At 62.6% G+C, this 17,728-nt stretch carries 15 protein-coding genes; 4 read left to right on the top strand and 11 right to left on the bottom strand.

What is annotated here, in order from left to right:
• Window positions 1-6: 6 nt before the first annotated feature.
• The 3 genes from D906_RS10765 to D906_RS10775 all read right to left on the bottom strand — a co-directional run bounded on the left by D906_RS10765 (window position 7) and on the right by D906_RS10775 (window position 3,184).
• Entirely contained in the window at window positions 7-951 is a 945-nt protein-coding gene (locus D906_RS10765) for a D-isomer specific 2-hydroxyacid dehydrogenase family protein (protein ID WP_025753143.1), read from the bottom strand.
• Window positions 948-2,081, bottom strand: a complete 1,134-nt coding sequence (locus tag D906_RS10770) for an acyl-CoA dehydrogenase family protein (protein ID WP_027609014.1) — start codon at window positions 2,079-2,081, stop codon at window positions 948-950. The genes D906_RS10765 and D906_RS10770 overlap by 4 nt, the downstream gene beginning before the upstream one ends.
• Before the next feature lie 212 nt (window positions 2,082-2,293).
• Entirely contained in the window at window positions 2,294-3,184 is an 891-nt protein-coding gene (locus D906_RS10775; protein WP_016714255.1) for a LysR family transcriptional regulator, read from the bottom strand.
• A 357-nt stretch (window positions 3,185-3,541) separates the two neighbouring features.
• Here D906_RS10775 and D906_RS10785 point away from each other — a divergent pair, with 357 nt between their 5' ends.
• Window positions 3,542-4,507, top strand: a complete 966-nt coding sequence (locus D906_RS10785) for an ABC transporter substrate-binding protein (RefSeq protein WP_033694579.1) — start codon at window positions 3,542-3,544, stop codon at window positions 4,505-4,507.
• Between the two features lie 16 nt (window positions 4,508-4,523).
• A complete protein-coding gene (locus D906_RS10790) occupies window positions 4,524-5,480 on the top strand; it encodes an aliphatic sulfonate ABC transporter substrate-binding protein (RefSeq protein WP_025753138.1) in 957 nt (318 codons plus the stop codon).
• A gap of 72 nt (window positions 5,481-5,552) precedes the next feature.
• On the opposite strand, the gene D906_RS10795 is transcribed toward D906_RS10790, so the two are convergent.
• Window positions 5,553-8,030 carry a TonB-dependent siderophore receptor gene (locus tag D906_RS10795; RefSeq protein WP_027615169.1) on the bottom strand — a complete coding sequence of 826 codons (2,478 nt, stop codon included), beginning with the start codon at window positions 8,028-8,030 and terminating at the stop codon, window positions 5,553-5,555.
• A gap of 469 nt (window positions 8,031-8,499) precedes the next feature.
• On the opposite strand from D906_RS10795, the gene D906_RS10800 reads away from it, so the two are divergent.
• A complete protein-coding gene (locus tag D906_RS10800; RefSeq protein WP_019096433.1) occupies window positions 8,500-9,060 on the top strand; it encodes a hydrolase in 561 nt (186 codons plus the stop codon).
• 42 nt (window positions 9,061-9,102) lie between these two features.
• Here the strand turns inward: D906_RS10800 and D906_RS10805 are convergent, their stop codons facing one another.
• Together D906_RS10805 and D906_RS10810 are read right to left on the bottom strand one after the other, a co-directional pair.
• The gene (locus D906_RS10805; protein ID WP_019096432.1) at window positions 9,103-10,110 is read right to left on the bottom strand and encodes a zinc-binding alcohol dehydrogenase family protein; all 1,008 of its coding nucleotides are present in this window, start codon (window positions 10,108-10,110) and stop codon (window positions 9,103-9,105) included.
• 135 nt (window positions 10,111-10,245) lie between these two features.
• Window positions 10,246-11,040, bottom strand: coding sequence for an SDR family oxidoreductase (locus D906_RS10810; RefSeq protein WP_016714249.1), 795 nt, complete (start codon window positions 11,038-11,040; stop codon window positions 10,246-10,248).
• Window positions 11,041-11,146: 106 nt separating this feature from the next.
• On the opposite strand from D906_RS10810, the gene D906_RS10815 reads away from it, so the two are divergent.
• Entirely contained in the window at window positions 11,147-12,097 is a 951-nt protein-coding gene (locus D906_RS10815) for a GlxA family transcriptional regulator (RefSeq protein WP_019096431.1), read from the top strand.
• Between the two features lie 116 nt (window positions 12,098-12,213).
• On the opposite strand, the gene nhaA is transcribed toward D906_RS10815, so the two are convergent.
• The 5 genes from nhaA to D906_RS10840 all read right to left on the bottom strand — a co-directional run bounded on the left by nhaA (window position 12,214) and on the right by D906_RS10840 (window position 17,672).
• On the bottom strand, window positions 12,214-13,572 hold the full coding sequence (nhaA, locus tag D906_RS10820; RefSeq protein ID WP_025753136.1) for a Na+/H+ antiporter NhaA: 1,359 nt from the start codon (window positions 13,570-13,572) through the stop codon (window positions 12,214-12,216).
• Between the two features lie 292 nt (window positions 13,573-13,864).
• Window positions 13,865-14,356: a DUF1543 domain-containing protein gene (locus tag D906_RS10825; protein ID WP_016714246.1), complete on the bottom strand. Its 492-nt coding sequence runs from the start codon at window positions 14,354-14,356 to the stop codon at window positions 13,865-13,867.
• A gap of 98 nt (window positions 14,357-14,454) precedes the next feature.
• Window positions 14,455-15,978 carry a histidine ammonia-lyase gene (gene hutH / locus D906_RS10830; RefSeq protein WP_019096429.1) on the bottom strand — a complete coding sequence of 508 codons (1,524 nt, stop codon included), beginning with the start codon at window positions 15,976-15,978 and terminating at the stop codon, window positions 14,455-14,457.
• Window positions 15,979-15,990: 12 nt separating this feature from the next.
• The gene (locus D906_RS10835) at window positions 15,991-16,824 is read right to left on the bottom strand and encodes a glycine betaine/L-proline ABC transporter ATP-binding protein (protein ID WP_081717244.1); all 834 of its coding nucleotides are present in this window, start codon (window positions 16,822-16,824) and stop codon (window positions 15,991-15,993) included.
• The gene (locus D906_RS10840) at window positions 16,821-17,672 is read right to left on the bottom strand and encodes a proline/glycine betaine ABC transporter permease (protein ID WP_019096428.1); all 852 of its coding nucleotides are present in this window, start codon (window positions 17,670-17,672) and stop codon (window positions 16,821-16,823) included. Before D906_RS10840 ends, D906_RS10835 begins: the two co-directional genes overlap by 4 nt.
• Window positions 17,673-17,728: the final 56 nt, after the last annotated feature.

Consider the following 17,728-nt stretch of genomic DNA (forward strand, 5'->3'; position numbering starts at 1 on the left):
CGGTGGTCAGTAGCCGCGCGCGGTATCGACCAGGTTGGCCAGGGGCGCCTGCTCGCGGTAGCGGTGGAAGTTGGCGATGAAGGCGTCGAGGAAGGCCGGGTAACCGTCCTCGGAAATAGCCGAGGTGTGGGGTGACAGGAACACCCGTGGGTGGTGGTACAGCGCATGGCCCGCCGGCAGCGGCTCGGGCTCGGTGACATCGAGACTGGCGCGGGCGATCAGGCCGCTGTCCAGCGCGTCGAGCAGCGCCTCCTGATCGAGCAAGCCGCCCCGGGCGATGTTGATCAGGTGCAACCCGGGGCGGGCATGGGCCAGCACCTGGCGGTCGATCAGCCCGCGGGTGGCGGGGGTCAGCGGGGCGGCCAGCACCAGGTGGTCGCTGCCAGCGAACAGCTCACGCAGATCGGCGGCACGCTCCACGCCGGGAATCTCGGCGATGGGGTGGCCGGGGCGGCTCAGGGCCAGCACTCGCAGGCCGAGGGCCTGCGCCTTGCGCGCCAGGCTCTGGCCGATGCTGCCAAAGCCGAGAATGCCCAGGGTGCGGCCACGTACCGGGGCCAGTGGGGTCAGGCGCCAGTCGGCGTCCTTGACCCACAGCTCCGGCAGTTGCTTGGCGGCGGCGAACACCAGGGCCAGGGCGAACTCGGCCACGTGCTCGGCGTTGGCGCCCTTGCCGCTGGTGACCGGCGGGCCCTGGAACACCCAGTCGGGGTAGAAGTCGATGCCTGAGGACACCAGTTGTACCCACTTCAGGTTCCACGGCCAGCCCGGCGGCGGGGTGTCGACCCGCTGTCCGCGGATGTTCACCGGGCGCAGAATGAAAACATCGGCGGGTACATCGACGTGTAACTGGCCGAAGGGGATATCGATTACCTCATGGTCCACCAGTCGCTCGCGCAAGACTTGGTTGGCCTGGGTGTCCAACTGGCTGGCGATGATCGAACGGCTCATGCTGCGACCTCCGTCAGCGCGTTGCGGCCGACCTGGCCGAACACCACATCGTCCTGGGGCGTGTGAATGCGGCTGCACAGCACGTCGCGGTAATGCCGCTCCAGTGGGTTGCGCCGCGACAGCCCTGGGTTGCCGGCGGCTTCGATGGCCAGCTCGACGGCCTGGATGGCGTTGGCGCTGACCAGGTGCTTGATTTGCCCGGCATGACTTGGGGCGATGTGCCCGGCAGCGGCCGAATCGAGCAGGCTCTGATTGGCGAACAGCAGGGTGTCGATGCGCCCGAGCACGTCCTGGAAGCGCGGTAGGCTGGCCAGTGGCGCGCCGAGGTTGGACGGCGTGCGCTCGTTGAGAAAGCGCGCCAGCCAGTCCCGCGCGGCGCGGGCCACGCCGTCGTACACCGCCGGCAGCAGCACGGCCATCCACAGCAGCCCCTCGCCATCAAGTTCGGCGCGCGGTGCGCTGGCGGGACTGACACTGACGGCGTGGTCGAGGGGGATCAGGACGTCGTCGAAACGCACTTCGTGGCTGCACGTGGCGCGCATGCCCAGGTGGTCCCAGTCGTCGATGATGCGGATGCCGGGGGTATCGCGGTGGACCAGAAAACCACCGACCAGCGGGTCGCTGTCATCGCTGCGGCCCCACACCAGGTACCAGCTCAGGCCATGGCTGCCGGTTGAGTAGATCTTGCGCCCGCTCAGGCGCCAGCCTTCGGCGGTGCGCCTTGCCACGGTGGCCGGCAGCCCGCCACGGGCCGGGGTACCCAGCTCGGGCTCGACACGCAGGGCATTGATCAGGGCTCCGTGGCGCACGGCGTCGTCGGCCACGCGCTGGCGCAGGTGGGCGGGCCAGCGGGTGTCGTCTTGCAGGCGAAAGTGTTGCAGGTACTGCATCACCAGGATCAGCGCGGTGGCCGGGTCACCCTTGCCGACCGCGCCGATCACCCGGCGCGCGGTGGCCAGGTCCGCGCCGCCGCCTCCGAGGGCGCGGGGCACGGTGAGGCCCAGCAGGCCGTGGCGCTGGAGCAGGTCGAAGTTGTCTTTGGGAAACTGCGCGCTGCGATCGTAGCGCTCGGCGTTGGCCGCTAGGGCCTCGGTGAGTTCGGCCAGGGCGCTGTCGGAAGGGTGACTCATGGGGGTTCATCCCTGAATGACGGTGTGTGACTAAGACCGTATTCGTATGAATGAGCTCTGTAAAAGTCTTTTTTGTTCTATGCTAATTATCAGTTTATGGAATTTATATTTTTACTAATTATGCGTAATTTGCATTTAGAGGGGCGTGGCGGGCTTCCCCGCGATGGCGATGTCAGCGTTGTACCGCTATCGCGGGGCAAGGCGTCACGCTTTCACCCTAACAACCGATGTCCCGCCACCTCACCAAACAGCTCCACCGGCTCCTGCAAGTTCCCCAGATAGCGCGGATGGAACAGCCACAGATCCACCTGCGGCTTGAAGTCGCTCACATTCAGGACCTCCAGGGTATCGCGGTGCCGGCTGGCCATCAGCAAGGGCTCGGGCACCAACCCCAGGCCTTGTCCGTTGGCCACCAGCCCCAGTTGCAGCTCGGTGCCGAAGGTCTCCAGGTTGATCGACAGGCTCAGTCCCTGTTCGCTCAGCGCTCGCTGCAAGCCTGCGCGGAAACCGCAGCCATCGGGGTTGAGCACCCAGCCACGGGTGTAGCAGTCGCGCAACTTGTAGTTGCGTTTGCCGGCGCTGCCCTTGGCAGCCACCACCTTGAGCGGCATGCGCGCGATAGACTGGCTGGCGATGCCCTCGGGGAAGATCTTGCCCGGCGGGAACAGCGCGGCGGCGGCGTCCAGCTCGCCGTTTTCCATGCGCGCGATCAGGCTGCTGCCCCAGCCGCTGCTGACCTGGGTGCGCAGTTGCGGGTAGGCCTCGCGGATCTGCGCCAGGGCGTCGAGCAGCACCACATCGCCCAGGGTTTGCGGCACGCCCAGGCGCAGGGTGCCGGAGGGGGCGCCGTCGTTGGCCACCAACTCGCGCAGTGAATCGATCTCGCGCAGGATCGCCTTGCACTGCTCGTACACCCGCAGGCCCATGGGGGTTGGCTTGAGCGGCTTGGTGTTGCGGTCGAGCAGGGTCGCGCCGAGGTCTTCCTCGAAGTTCTGCACCCGGCGGGTGATGGCCGGTTGGGTGAGTTGCAGGGCCTCGGCGGCGAGGTTGGTCGACTGGCAACGAATGACCGCCACGAAGGCGTCCATGTCATCGATTTTCATGTTCGGTGCTCACGCAAGAGAACGGAAAAAATAAGGTATTAGCATAATCCTGGTTCTATGTAATGCCATATATTCTTGCAGGAGAGCACCCAGCCCCGCTGGGCTGCGCTATCGCGCAGAGAACTGATTTCGCCAGCGCGCCGCGTACCCTTGGGGAGCGGTTTTCGCCGCGAAGCAGACAACGCGGTGCATGGCACCGGCTACGCCGGTGTTCGCGGCTAAAGCCGCTTCCACAGGTTTTCTGTAAATTTGCATATTAGGTTATTCCTAAAATCACTTTTTGTAATTATGCACTTCTCGCTACAGTCGCAGCTCCCGGGCCGCAAGACGCCGCCCGCCACGACACCGAGGAGCGCCATGTCCATTCGTTCGAAGTTGCTGACCCTTGCCGCCGCTGCGCTGCTGGCCAGCCAGGCTGCCGCCAGCGAGCGCCTGACCCTGCGTATCGGCGACCAGAAAGGCAATATGCGCGCCCAACTGGAGGCCGCCGACGCCCTGCGCGATTTGCCCTATGACATTCACTGGGCTGAGTTTCCCGCCGCCGCACCGCTGGCCGAGGCGCTCAATGCCGGCGCCATCGACGCCGGCATCATCGGCGATGCGCCGCTGTTGTTCGTGCTGGCCTCGGGGGCGCCGGTCAAGGCCATCGCGGTGGACAAATCCGACCCCTATGGCACCGCGCTGCTGGTGCGCCCGGACGCTCAACTGCACAGCGCCGCCGACCTCAAGGGCAAGCGCATCGCCACCGGTCGCGGTTCGATCGGGCATCACCTGGCGCTCAAGGCGCTGAATCAGATCGGCTTGAGCGAAAAGGAGGTGGAGTTTCGCTTTCTTGGCCCGGTGGACGCCAAGATCGCCCTGGCCAACGGTTCGGTGGACGCCTGGTCGACCTGGGAGCCCTACACCGCGCTGGCCGAACTGAGCGGGCAGGGCAGGGTACTGGTGAACGGCCGCGGCCTGTCCAGCGGCAACAGCTTCCTCGCCGCCACCGACAAGGCCCTGGACGAACCTGCCCGACGCGCTGCGCTGCAGGACTACCTCAACCGTCTGGCCGGCGCCCAGGTGTGGGCCAACCAGCACCTGGACACCTACGCCAAGAACCTGGCCGCGATCATCGGCTTCCCCGAGGACGCCGCGCGCCTGCAATTCGAGCGACGCCAGTTGCGCTGGCAGGTGATTGACCCACGCACAGTGGCCGAACAACAGGAAACCGCCGACTTCTACCAGGCCCACGGCCTGATGAACCAACGCCTTGATGTGGCGCCGACCTTCGCCATCGGCTTTACCGTGCCGACCAACGCCAAGCTGGCCGCACAACCCTGACCCGGAGACCCGCCCCATGACCTTCAAACCCCTGCGCCGTGTGGCCCTGGTGCTGCTGGCCAGCGCCTTGCTGCCGAGCTTTGCCAGTGCCGAGCAGACCCTGCGCATCGGCTACCAGAAATCCTCGACCCTGCTGACCCTGCTCAAGGCCCGCGGCACCCTCGAACAACGCCTGCAAGCCGAGGGCATCCGCATTAGCTGGCACGAATTCCCCAGCGGCCTGCCGCTGCTGGAGGCACTGAACCTGGGTAATGTCGACCTGTCGGCGGACGTCGCAGATACCGTGCCGGTGTTCACCCAGGCCGCCGGCGCCAAGCTTACCTACTTTGCCCGGGAAACCCCTTCACCCACGGCCCAGGCGATCCTGGTGCCGGCAGACTCACCGCTCAAGACCCTGGCCGACCTCAAGGGCAAGCGCGTTGCGGTGACCAAGGCCGCAGGCAGCCACTACCTGCTGATCCAGGCCCTGGCCAAGGCCGGGCTGACCTTCAAGGACATCACCCCGGCCTACCTGATTCCCGCCGACGGCCGAGCCGCCTTCGAGAACCACAAGGTCGATGCCTGGGTGACCTGGGACCCGTACGTGGCCAGTGCCCAGCGCCAGCAGAACGCGCGTATCCTGGCCGATGGCAGCGAGCTGGCCAGCTACCAGCGGTACTACCTGGCCGGTAGCGACTATGCCAAGACCCATCCCGAGGTGCTGCAGCAGGTGTACCTGGCTCTGCGCGAGGCAGGTGCCTGGACCAAGGCCAATCCGGCGGAGGCTGCGCGTATTCTCGGCCCATTGTGGGGCAACCTGGACAGCGCCACGGTGCAGCAGGCCAACGCGCGGCGCAGTTATGACGTGCAGCCGGTAAAGCTGGACAACCTGGCTGAGCAGCAGCGTATCGCCGATGCGTTCTATCGCGAGGGGCTGCTGCCAAAGGCGGTGGATGCCAGCTCGGTGAGCCTTTATGAGCCGGCACAGGACTAGCCATTGTTCTTAGGTCAAGCGTCACCGAGCTGAAGACTGTGCGTGGAATTGTTGGGCAGCCTGCGCCTGTGGTCAGAAGTCGTAGGCGATTTTGCTGTACCAGAATCCGCCGCCAGGATGGAAAGGGGGGGATCCGTAGTTGTACTTGTAGGCAGCCTGGGTAATGCCGTTGTTGTCGGGGCGCACGTTGAACAGGTTGGTGCCGCCGATGCTGAGCGTCAGGCTGTCGAAAAACACGTAGGACAGGTCGAGGTCGGTGATCCACTTGGCGCCAAATGAACGGTCATTGGCCGCATTCTGTTGCCAGGTCTCGACCTTGCCGTAGCGGGTGGTTTGCAGGTTGGCGGCGAAGTTTCCAAGTGTCCAGTTCGCGCCCAGTATCCATTTGCTGCGCGGGGTGGCCGCCACCAGCAAACCCTCTGCGGCGTGACCAACGACACTGATGCCCGCATTCTGCAGTGCGGCCGGCGTACCGCGGCTGCCTTCGACGGTCGTCTTGTTGTAGTTGAAGGCCGCGCTCCAGCGCACATCGCCCCAGGCGCCGAACTGGCTGCTGTGATCGGCTACCAGGTCGATGCCACGCGTACGGGTATCGAAGGCGTTGGTGTAGTAACTGACCCAGGTATTGCGTGCCACGCCGACGGATTCGAGGATGTCGCCGATCGCGCCGTTGCCGTTGCTGCGGTCATACAGGTTTTCACTGAGCAGGATGCGGTCGTCGATGTCGATCACATAGGCGTCGGCGGTGAAGCTGGTACGCGCAGCTGGCTGCCAGGTGATACCAAGCCCTGCGTTACGCGATTTCTCTGGTTTCAGATCCGCTGCGCCCAAGGCTTGAGCTACCTGGCTGTCCGGCGTTGCGGTGTAACGCAGGGCGGGTACTGCGTTGCCATTGGCATCAGCCGCCGTACGGTTGTCCGTTACGGTGTAGCCGAGCTGGGTCAGAGAGGGCGCTCGGAAGCCGGAACCCAGGGTACCGCGGACGGCAACCTGGTCAGTAAGCGCGTAGCGGGAGTTCAGCTTGAAGCTGTAGGTGTTTTCCTTGATGTCATCATAATGTTCGGCGCGCCCGGCGAGGCCGATGTACCAACGTTGGGTGAGATCGAAGCCAAGATCCAGGTAGGCTGCAAAGTTGTTGCGTTTCAGATCGGCCTCGTCTTGCGGGCGGATGGCCAGCACGCCTTGGGCGCCCGTTGAAGGTTGGGCACCATTGGCGACATACAGCTGACTGCCCACCGGGAAGGTGTAGGGGCCGACGCTGTAGGCGCGTGGGTCATTCCCGGCAAATGTCCTGAAGCGCTCCCAGCGGTGCTCCAGTCCAACGGACACTTGGGTGGGGACGGACACACCGAAAAGCCCATCGAAGTGGCGCGTGATATCCAGGTTGTTGACCCACTGTTCGAACTGCAAGGTCGCCAGGTCATCCCACTTGGTCGGGGACTGGGGGCCATAGGTCGGGTTGGCAGTCAGGTCGCTGGCATGCTCGATCTTGTTCCGGCCATAGCTGGTGGACAGGTCCCAGTCCCACTCGGCCGCGTTGCCTTTACCCCCGAACAGGATCTGATAGTCGGTGTCCTTGAGGTTGTTCAAGGGGTAGTAGCCATCCGGAAACAGCTCCGGGATCGATGCCCCGCCGTTGGCCGCGCGCAACTGGTTGTTCGCTTCGGTCTTGCGCTCGCCATAGGTGGCATAGGAGTAGAGCTTGAGGTCGTCGGCCAATGGCAGCTCGGCATTGTAGGCCAGATTGAATGCTTTCAGATCCGGGTCGCCGTTCTTGGTGCTCACATGATCCCAGGCGGCTTGGCGATCATCCTCGAAAAACGCACGGACGCTGTCCGGTGACTTCCCGACCCACGTAGCGGTACCGCGTTTGCGGGCATCTGCAGACAGGTGCAGGAAGCCCCCGTCACCCAGCTCGAAACCATGATCGGCAGCGCTCTTGATGGTTTCACCCTGGCCCGAGAACAATTGACCGTAGCTGGCCTCGGCATGACCACCAGAAGCACTGCTCTTGAGGATGATATTGATGACCCCGGCTACTGCGTCCGAGCCGTATTGGGCTGCAGCGCTGTCCTTGAGCACCTCGATATGGTCGACGGCACTGATCGGGATCATGTCGATGTCGACAGCGTTGGCGCCACTGGTATCGATGCTGCCATTGGCGGGGGCAGCGCCGTTATGCCGACGTTTGCCGTTGACCAGTACCAGCGTGTAGGCCGGCCCAAGGCCGCGATTGCTGAGCGGGCGTACTTGCGAGTTGACCCCGGCGATGTTGGTGCCGAAGTTGAACGATGGCAGCAATTTCGATATGGCTTCCGACAGTTCCGCCCGACCGGTCTTGAGCAGTTGCTCGCTGTTGATGATGTCGATGGGCGCTGGGCTGTCGGCGACCGTACGTTGGTGCCCACGCAGGCCAGTGGAAATTACCGAGACGGTGTCGAGCCGAGTCTCCTCCTGCTCGGCTGCCTGCACTGAGAGTTGCGGCAGCGCCAGGCATGCGACGAGTGCTGTCAGCCCTGATCGCAGTGGAAAGGGCGGGCGTTGGTTCATGTTGAGCTTTCCTTGTGTTGGCAAGCGGCAATCAGGGGCCGCGTTTTGTTAAGCCAGCACTGGCCCTTGGTGCGGGTACAGGATGCTTAGTCCCGATACAGTGGGACGTGTTGTATGGTGGGTGGGTTGGCCTGAGCGTGGGGGCGTTGGCATGCAGCGTTGGTCTCTCATCACGGGTGTAGGGGGGCAGATCGCAGCGCCGCTCGCTTTAGCGCCCCAGCGTGATGAGGTGGCCGTGTAAGACCGTATTCTTATATTTTTCCTCTGTAAAAGGCTTTTTCGTTCTAAGCTAATTATTACTACTACTGATTTATCGTTGTTTGAAATATGCAAAACTAGAATTTTAAACTCCTGGATGGCTAGCCTTCCATTGACCCGCACGATTCAGGGCTGCATCGATATGAATGTAACCCGGCTACGTTGACGGCGCATGGATGGGGACAGACAACAACAAATGGAGAGGTGCGTTATGAGTGGTGTTCTGATTGATGCAAGCCAGGCGACGTTGCTGGTTGTCGATGTGCAGGAAAAGCTGATAGGTGCCATGCATGAGGCCGAGCGCCTCACCGCACGGGTCGAGTGGCTGGTGGCTGCCTGCGCGCGGCTGGCCTTGCCGGTGGTGTTTTCCGAGCAGTATCCCAAGGGCCTCGGCCCGACCCTGGCACGGCTGAGGGAAGCCTGCGCTTCGGCGCCGGTGGTGGAGAAGCTGCATTTTTCGTGCGTACCCGCCGAATGCCTGCCGCAGGCGATGATGCAGCGTGAGCAGGTCATTCTCTGTGGCATCGAATGCCATGTGTGCGTGCTGCAGACCGCACTCGACCTGCTGGCCAGCGGCAAGCAGGTGTTCGTGGTCGCCGACGCCACGTCGAGCCGCACAGCGGAAAACCACCTCGCGGCGCTCCAGCGCATGGCGGCGGCTGGCGTTCAGGTCGTCACCCGCGAAATGGTCGTGTTCGAACTACTGCGCAGTGCAAGCCACGAACAGTTCCGTGAAATCAGCAAAGCCTTCCTGGCGGGCGAGCAGCCTTAGCTGACCCATGCAGGGTAGCCTGGGTAGTTGTGCTGGCGGCAATCAGAAGCCTTCCAGCACAATCTTGCCGCGCGCTTTTCCACTTTCGATCATGGCGTGGGCGCGCTTGAGGTGCTCGGCGTTGATCGTACCGTAGTGCTCGCCGAGGGTGGTTTTGAGCACACCACTGTCGACCAGTTGCGCAACGCGATCGAGCAGTTGGTGCTGCTTGATCATGTCTTCGGTCTTGTACAAAGAACGCGTGAACATGAGTTCCCAGTGCAGCGACAGTGACTTGCGCTTGAGCGGCATGACATCCAGCTGCGCCGGGTCGTCGATCAACGCAAGCTTGCCTTGTGGGCGAAGCACTTCTACCAGTTGCGGCAGGTAGGTGTCGGTGTGGGTAAGGCTGATCACGTAATCGACCGGGCCCAGCTTGAGCGCCTCCAGCTGAAGCGGGAGCGACTCGGCGTGATCGATCACATGATGGGCGCCCAGTGCCTTTACCCACGCCTGGGTTTCGGGCCTTGACGCTGTGCCGATGACGGTCAGTCGAGTGAGTTTGCTGGCAAGCTGGACCAGGATGGAGCCAACCCCGCCACCGGCACCGACCACCAGAAGGCGCTGGCCTTCGCCACCGTTTTCTTCAACGCCCAGGCGGTCGAACAGCAGCTCCCAGGCGGTAATGGAAGTGAGGGGCAGGGCGGCGGCACTGGCATTGTCCAGGCTGCGAGGCTTGTGCCCGACGATGCGTTCATCCACCACATGCAGCTCGCTGTAGCTACCCGGGCGGTCAATGGCGCCGGCGTAGAAAACTTCATCGCCCGGACGGAACAATGTGACCTCAGGCCCGACCTCGCGGACAACGCCGACAGCGTCCCAGCCCAGCACCTGTGGCTGGTCACCGCCGCGGCTTGCACGGATTTTAGTATCAACCGGGTTGACGGCAATGGCCCTGACTTCGACAAGCAGGTCCCGGGCACCGGGTTTGGGGGTGGGCAGTTCCGCGTCGTACAGCGATTGTGGGGCGTGGATCGGCAAACCGGGTTGGGTGTAAACGACGGCCTTCATTGGCGCTACCTCCAGGGTGGTCGAAAAGTGCATTCAGGCTATGCGATTCGATTTGCTCAAAAAACAGCCTGAATGCAGTAAGACTTTCTCGTTTTCAATGAAAATGAACGGTGCGGCTTGGGCTCATCTTGATCACTAGGCCCTGTAGCGGGGCGCGAGCTGGTTGCTGGACAGTTGGCCGAACAAGGCCTGGCGGCTGGCTTCGTAATGCTCGAACGCTTGCAGGTCGTGTACCGAAGGCAGGGAGATCAGCACACCCTTGTCGAAGTCCTGCAGGGCGCCGTCCACCAGGTCCTCGGCCGACATCACGATGGCAGGGTCGAGGTTTTCGAGCGGCAAGCCACCTGTCTGCCAGAGGTCAGTCGCCGTGGCCCCGGGCAGGACAGCCTGGACCTGGACGCCTTTGCCGGCCAGTTCCTTGTCAAGCGCCTGGGTGAACGCGGTGACATAGGCCTTGCTGCCGCCGTAGACGCCGTTAAGCAGTTCCGGTGCCAGGCTGACGATGGACGAAATGTTGATGACCGCGCCTTGTTTGCGCGCCACGAAGCCAGGCACAGCCGCGTAGGTGAGGCGGGTGAGGGCGGTCACGTTGAGGCTGATCATTTCGGCCATGCGCTCGACGTCACTTTCCAGCAGGCCGGTATGGGTACCGATACCCGCGTTGTTCACCAGCAGGCTGATGCTGGCGTCTTCGCGCAGTTTGCGTTCGACCTTGGCGAGGTCGGCTGCGTTGGCCAGGTCGGCCGGGAACACTTCCACGTTCTGGCGGGTTTCGCTGGTTAGCCGGGCGGCCAGTGCGTTAAGGCGTTCGCGGTTGCGTGCTACCAGCACCAGGTCATAGCCACGTCGGGCCAGATGGTCTGCGTAGATCGAGCCGATGCCGGTGGAGGCGCCGGTGATGAGCGCGGTGCCTTTGAATTGCTGCGTCATGGTGATGCTCCTGTGTTTGGGTGTGGAGCCATCATGCAAAATGTATTTTGTGACTTAAATGACGTATATGATACGTTTTCAGGACATCGCAAAGAGGGCTTCAATCATGCACCGGGTTGGCTACCTGATACCCGAAGGCTTCCAGGTCATGTCCCTGGCAACACAAACCGTATTCGAATTCGCCAATATCGTGGCGGGCGAAGCGGTTTACAGGATCGAGAATTTTTCCATCGGGGGTGGCACGGTGCGTTCTTCCCTGGGGATGCATATCGACACGTTGCCATTGAGCGCACCGGGCCTGGCCGACACCTGGATGGTCGCCGGTACGCTGACCCCGCTCACGCCCCCCAGTGAAGAGGTACTCGCCAGCGTGCGTGGATTCGTCGACGGTGCGCGCCGCACCGCAGGCCTTTGTACCGGCTGCTTCATGCTGGCGCAGGCCGGTGTGCTGGATGGCCGGCGCGCCACCACCCACTGGGCTTATGCAAACAAGCTGCGCGAGTTGCACCCGAAGATCGACGTCGAGGAAGACCGGATTTTCATTGTCGATGGGCCGGTATGGACGTCCGCCGGCATGACCGCCGCCCTGGACATGGCGCTGGGCATGGTCGAAAAAGACCTGGGCACCGAGCTGGCAAGGTCGGTGGCGCACAAGATGGTCATGCACCAACGCCGCTCTGGTGGGCAATCCCAGCATTCCGAACTGTTATCGCTTTCGCCCAAGTCGGACCGTATCCAGAGCGCGCTGGATTACGCCCGCAAACACCTCAGCCGCCCGCTAAGTGTGGAGGAACTTGCCGATGTGGTGCACCTGAGCCCGAGGCAATTCACCCGTGTATTCACCGCTGAGACCGGTGAGTCACCCGCCAAGGCCGTTGAGCGCCTGCGGCTGGAGGCAGCCCGTTTGATGATAGAGCAGAGCCGGCATAGCCTGGATGTTGTAGCCAGGGAGACCGGGTTCAGGGACCGCCGGCACCTGCGAGAAGTGTTCATGCGTGGGTTTGGTGTGCCTCCACAGGCTGTGCGCAGGGATGCCAGGAGGTTAGTGTCCATTTGATAGTGGGCGCTAGGGTGGCGGGGTGTTAACACCCTGATGCCGCAAGATAAAAATAGGTGCGTGCCTCACTTGCGGGCCGCCAGGACTCGGCGCACCCGCAGGAGGTGACTGGCAGGCTAACCGGCGTTCAAAGGCTTGGCGTTAGCGGCCTTTCTCATGCTTATGGCTCCCCACAACAGCCCGACTGTTGCTGCAATGAGCGAGCCGGTAAGGATGCCGAGCTTGGCTGCACCCAGTGAACCTGGGTCAACAAAGGCGAGGTTGGCGATAAAGATCGACATGGTGAAACCGATGCCTGCCAGCAAGCCGATCAAGGTAATGCCACGCCAGGTGACACCCTTGGGCAGTGCACACCAACCCAGGCGAACCATCAGCCAGCTGATACCGACGATGCCCAGGGGTTTGCCCAGGACAAGTGCCAGGGTGACAGCGAGCATGACGTGGTATGGCCCTTCGGAGGACAGGTCGACCCCAGACAGCCCGACCCCGGCATTGGCCAGCGCGAACAGGGGCATTATCACGAAGGCGACCCAGGGGTGCAGTGCACTCTGTACCCGCACCACAGGCGGTACCAAGTCACGCTGGGCAAGCCGCAGGCGTTTCAGCGGGTCGATCAGGCTGCTGCTGTCTTGCTCTGGCGCTTTTGCACTGCCGAGCAAATCGTTGGAGAACCGCTTGACGGCGTCCACAGGGCGCTCACCCATGGGGGCTGAGCGCACGGGTGTCATGAGCCCAAGCACCACACCCGCCAGTGTGGGGTGGGCGCCGGTCATCAGCACGCCGAGCCAGGTAATGGCGCCCGGAATAACGTACGCATAGGCCGAACCAACGCCGATCTTCTGCAACCCGACAACCAGCAGGATGCCAATGATGGCAACGCCAAAGCCGGTGTAGTCCAGGCCCCCGGAATAGAAAATGGCAATGATCAGCACCGCGATGATGTCGTCGATGATCGCAAGTGCCAGCAAGAAGATACGCACGTTGGACGGGATCGATTTACCGAGCAAGGCGAGCACGCCAACCGCGAAGGCGATGTCGGTGGCCGTGGGGACAGCCCAGCCGTTCTGTTCTTGCGGGGCATGCGCGAACGCCAGGTAAATCAGGGCGGGTACAACCACGCCGCCAACGGCTGCCGCCATGGGCAAGGTGGCCTGGCGCAGGCTCGCCAGCGCGCCTTCGTGAATTTCGCGACGGATCTCCATGCCGACCACCAGGAAGAAGATGGTCATGAGGCCGTCATTGATCCAGAAGTGCAGGGATTGCGAGAAGACCATCGACCCCACACCGAACGTTAGCGATGTGTGCCAGAGCGTATCGTAGCTATCCGCGAGGGAAGAGTTTGCCCAGGCGAGTGCAGCCAGGGCGGCTATGAGCAGTACGACACCACTCACGGCCTCGACATGCAGGTAGCGTTCAAGCGTGGTGAACGCGCGACGGGCCAGTTGTTGGGCGAGGGGAATTCGAATTTTTTGCATAGGCACAAGCAACCCCGCAAGGCGGCCCGACCTGCGCTGTTCTTTAACCTGCGTCGCTGCCTCATGCAGCTAGCACCCGGGGGGAGTCTATCATCCAAAACGCGGTTTTGCGGTGATAGATTGTGACGCTCCTTTTCCGCAGCTCAGGATCAGGTGGCGTGCGCCATGGAAAACGGCGGAAGAACAACTGTCACTCAACCCCGCGCTAACTGAAGCAGAAGCAAAGGCTAACGCTTGCCAGGGTTGTCAGGCCAAAAAGAGCGGGGCTGGCACCGACCTCGGCCCACGCCCTTCAGAGCAGAATGTAGTCGCTGAACTGTCGGACACCCGCATGCTCGCCCTTGACCAGATGCACATAGCGGCCTGCCACCAAGTCGACCGGCAGGCAATCGTCGACATCCAGCACAGCGTCGATATGTGGCTTGAGCCAATCTTCTGCCATGCGTTGCTTGCCCAGGCGCTTGGCCTCGGCCTTGTCGACAGCCGCCACCAGCAGGTACCGGTGAGCTTCGCCGAAGACCTGCCGTTCATAACCGCCCAGGTTCAGGAAAAACAAGCGCATGGCGCCGGGGCCGGGGGCTACTTGGCTCAGTTCGACACGGTAGCCATCGACCCCGCCGACTTCCAGCCAGGAGTCGATGTGCAGGCCTTGTGCGCTGCCGAACCAGGCTTCGCGCAGTTGGGGATGGAGCTGCTCCAGGGTGTCGGCCTGGGCGAAGACCACATCGTGGACTTCGATACGGGCTCGAGGGTGGCGACCGCCGAGCATGACGATGTAGAGCATGAGTAATCCTTTGGGGCAGCATCAAGCGCTGTAGTGTGAACACCCTAGCGCTGTTCGCCAAGCGCACAATCGGTCGGCACGGCGCCGTTCAGCACGCGTCATAGCAGCCAAGGAAAGGCAGCGCCTGGCAGGCCGGGATCCTTCAGGATCGATGCACTGCTGGCAATGTCCGGCGCCAGCCAACGGTCCTGGGCATAGGCCGGCACCCGTTCGCGCAACAACCGCCAGGCTACGTGGGTCCCTGCGCCAAAGCGCTGCTCCTTGAGGAACTCGAATGCCTGGGCCGCCAACAGGTATTCGATGGCAAGGATCTGTGTACAGTTTTCCAGGGCGCGGTGCAGCTTCAAGCCTGCGTTGGTGCCCATGCTCAGGTGATCCTCCTGCAGACCAGAGGTGACGTAGTTGTCGACGACTGCCGGTTGTGCGAGCTGACGGTTTTCTGCACACAGTGAAGCAGCCACGTACTGGACAATCATCATGCCCGAGTTCACACCCGGTTGGCTGACCAGGAAAGCCGGCAAGCCGCTGACCAACGGGTTGATCAGGCGATCGAGTCGGCGCTCGGCAATCGCCCCGATTTCGGCCACCGCGATGGCCAGCAAGTCGGCCGCCATGGCCACCGACTGGCCGTGCGGATTCGCCTGGGACACCACCCGATATGACTCGGGTGTACCGAGCAACATGGGGTTGTCGGTCGTGGAGTTGAGTTCGGTTTCGATCTGCCGCGCAGCGTGATCCAGCTGATCGCGCGCGGCGCCATGAACCTGCGGAATCGAGCGAATGCTCAAGGCGTCCTGGGTGCGAATGCCATGGCTATTGGCAATGATTTCGCTGCCGTCGAGCAGGCGACGCAGGTTACTCCCCACGCGCTGCATGCCGGGGTGCGGTTTCATCGCGATGATTTCGGGGTCGAAGGCGTCGAGTTGACCCCGCAGGGCCTCGAAGCTCATGGCGCCGATAACGTCCGCCCATTGGCTCAGGCGCGTGGCGTCGTCCAAAGACAGGCAGCTCAGGCCCGTCATGCAAGGGGTACCGTTGACCAGGCACAGGCCATCCTTGGCGCCCAGTTTGACCGGCGCCAGGCCGACGTCGGCCAAGGCTTGCCGGGCCGGCACGATCTGGCCGCGATAACCGACCTGGCCGACGCCCAGCAAGCTGATGCTGATATGTGCCATGTGGGTCAGATACCCCACAGACCCCTGTTTCGGAACCTGCGGGGTGATGTGCTGGTTAAGCAAGGTCAGCAGCGCCTCGACCACCGTGCGCTGAAGGCCGGAACGGCCCTGGCAGAAATTGATGATCGCTGCGCACATGATCGCGCGGGTCTGTTCGTCTGACAGCGCTGTGCCCACGCCACAGGCATGGCTGAGCAAGGTGTTGTGCGACAGCTGGCTGAGTTGTTCGTCCTGCAATGAGACATTGCACAAGGCGCCAAGCCCGGTGTTGACGCCATAGGCGCGTTCACCGCTGGACACGATGCGCCGGACAATCGCCTGGGCGTTGTCGATCCGCGCCCAGGCCGATGGAGCCAGCTCAAGCTTCGCCCCGTGTCGGGCCACTGCCACCACGTCCTGCCAGCGAACTGGCGCGTCGGCGATGATGATCTTTTCGGCAAGTGACATACACGCGGTTCCTTAAAGCGAAGCTACACGGCGCTGCACGAAACGGTCTACGTATTCGTCCGCAGGCTGGTAGAGGATTTCTTTCGGCGTGCCGACCTGGATCAGGCGACCGTCCTTGAGAATGGCAATCCGGTTGCCGATACGCACCGCCTCGTCCAGGTCGTGCGTGATGAAGACGATGGTCTTGTGCAGGGTCTTTTGCAGTTCCAGCAACTGGTCTTGCATCTCGGCGCGAATGAGCGGGTCAAGGGCACTGAAGGCTTCGTCCATCAGGATGATGTCGGTGTCGGCGGCCAACGCACGGGCCAGGCCGACGCGCTGACGCATGCCGCCTGATAACTGGTGCGGGTACGATTTTTCGTAACCCTTCAGGCCCACGGTGTTGATCCAGTGCAGGGCACGGTCGGTGCACATGGCCTTGCTCTCGCCACGGACTTTCAGCCCGTAAGCGACGTTGTCCAGCACAGTGCGGTGCGGCAACAGGCCGAAGCTCTGGAACACCATGCTGATCTTGTGCCGGCGGAATTCGCGCAGGGCTTGCAGGTCGTATTGCAGAATGTCTTCGCCATCAACCAGGATCTCACCGCTGGTCGGGTCGATCAGACGGTTGAAGTGACGCACCAGGGTTGACTTGCCCGAGCCCGACAGCCCCATGATCACGAAGATTTCACCGCTGCCGATGGACAACGACAGATCGTTGACCCCGACCACGCAGCCGGTTTCGGCCAGGACCTGATCTTTGGTTTTTTTCTGGCGGATCAGTTGCAGGGCATCTTCGGCGCGGGCACCGAATACCTTGAAGACATTTTTGACTTCGATCTTGTTCATAGTCTGCTTGGCGCTCATTTGCCCACCCCATGCCGTGGCCGGCCATAGGCCTGGGTAATGCGGTCGATCACAACCGCCAGAATCACAATGGCCAGGCCCGCTTCAAGGCCGCGGCCCACGTTCAGGGTCTGGATGCCGACCAGGACGTCTTCACCCAGGCCACGGGCACCGATCATCGACGCGATGACCACCATCGACAGGGCCATCATGGTGGTCTGGTTGATACCGGCCATGATGCTCGGCAACGCCAGTGGCAACTGCACGCCGAACAGTTGTTGCATGCGATTGGCACCGAATGCATTGATCGCCTCCATGACCTCGCCATCCACCTGGCGAATGCCCAGGTCGGTCAGGCGAATCAGCGGCGGGGCGGCATAGATGACGGTGGCAAAGATCGCCGGCACCTTGCCCAGGCCGAACAGCATCAATACCGGAATCAGGTACACGAAGCTGGGCATGGTTTGCATGATGTCGAGCAGCGGCATCAACACCGCCCGCAGGCGATCGTTGCGCGCCGACAGGATACCCAGCGGAATGCCGACCAGGACCGATATCAGCGTTGCCACCAGCATCAGCGCCAGGGTCTGCATCAGCTTGTCCCAGAGCCCGACCGCACCGACCAGAAAGAGCAAGCCGACGATCACGGCAGTGGGCACGACCTTGCGGGTGGCGTGCCAGGCAATACCGGCGACGATGGCCAGCATCAACCACCAAGGGGTTGCGCGCAGCAGGCCCTCGAGGTTGACGATGGCCCACAGCAGGGTGTCGGAAATGTGCCGGAACACCTCACCGTAGTTGGTTACAAGCGCATCGACCCAGCCATTGACCCAGTCGGCAATGGAAAACGTGAAGTTTTTGGGAAACATGGAATTCTCTCGAGCAAGTGTATGAAGCGGACTGTCGTGTCTTACCCGGCAGGCGC

The organism is Pseudomonas sp. LAIL14HWK12:I1 (assembly GCF_003202095.1).
GTDB classification, from domain to species: Bacteria; Pseudomonadota; Gammaproteobacteria; order Pseudomonadales; family Pseudomonadaceae; genus Aquipseudomonas; species Aquipseudomonas monteilii.

Bases quoted from the DNA above. Each gene is read 5' to 3' on its own strand.
- D906_RS10835 (WP_081717244.1), bottom strand. From the start codon at position 16,824: ATGAGCGCCAAGCAGACTATGAACAAGATCGAAGTCAAAAATGTCTTC.
- D906_RS10840 (WP_019096428.1), bottom strand. From the start codon at position 17,672: ATGTTTCCCAAAAACTTCACGTTTTCCATTGCCGACTGGGTCAATGGC.
- D906_RS10805 (WP_019096432.1), bottom strand. From the start codon at position 10,110: ATGAAGGCCGTCGTTTACACCCAACCCGGTTTGCCGATCCACGCCCCA.
- hutH (WP_019096429.1), bottom strand. From the start codon at position 15,978: ATGTCACTTGCCGAAAAGATCATCATCGCCGACGCGCCAGTTCGCTGG.
- D906_RS10815 (WP_019096431.1), top strand. From the start codon at position 11,147: ATGCACCGGGTTGGCTACCTGATACCCGAAGGCTTCCAGGTCATGTCC.
- D906_RS10770 (WP_027609014.1), bottom strand. From the start codon at position 2,081: ATGAGTCACCCTTCCGACAGCGCCCTGGCCGAACTCACCGAGGCCCTA.
- D906_RS10825 (WP_016714246.1), bottom strand. From the start codon at position 14,356: ATGCTCTACATCGTCATGCTCGGCGGTCGCCACCCTCGAGCCCGTATC.
- D906_RS10765 (WP_025753143.1), bottom strand. From the start codon at position 951: ATGAGCCGTTCGATCATCGCCAGCCAGTTGGACACCCAGGCCAACCAA.
- D906_RS10800 (WP_019096433.1), top strand. From the start codon at position 8,500: ATGAGTGGTGTTCTGATTGATGCAAGCCAGGCGACGTTGCTGGTTGTC.
- D906_RS10785 (WP_033694579.1), top strand. From the start codon at position 3,542: ATGTCCATTCGTTCGAAGTTGCTGACCCTTGCCGCCGCTGCGCTGCTG.
- D906_RS10795 (WP_027615169.1), bottom strand. From the start codon at position 8,030: ATGAACCAACGCCCGCCCTTTCCACTGCGATCAGGGCTGACAGCACTC.
- D906_RS10790 (WP_025753138.1), top strand. From the start codon at position 4,524: ATGACCTTCAAACCCCTGCGCCGTGTGGCCCTGGTGCTGCTGGCCAGC.
- D906_RS10775 (WP_016714255.1), bottom strand. From the start codon at position 3,184: ATGAAAATCGATGACATGGACGCCTTCGTGGCGGTCATTCGTTGCCAG.
- D906_RS10810 (WP_016714249.1), bottom strand. From the start codon at position 11,040: ATGACGCAGCAATTCAAAGGCACCGCGCTCATCACCGGCGCCTCCACC.
- nhaA (WP_025753136.1), bottom strand. From the start codon at position 13,572: ATGCAAAAAATTCGAATTCCCCTCGCCCAACAACTGGCCCGTCGCGCG.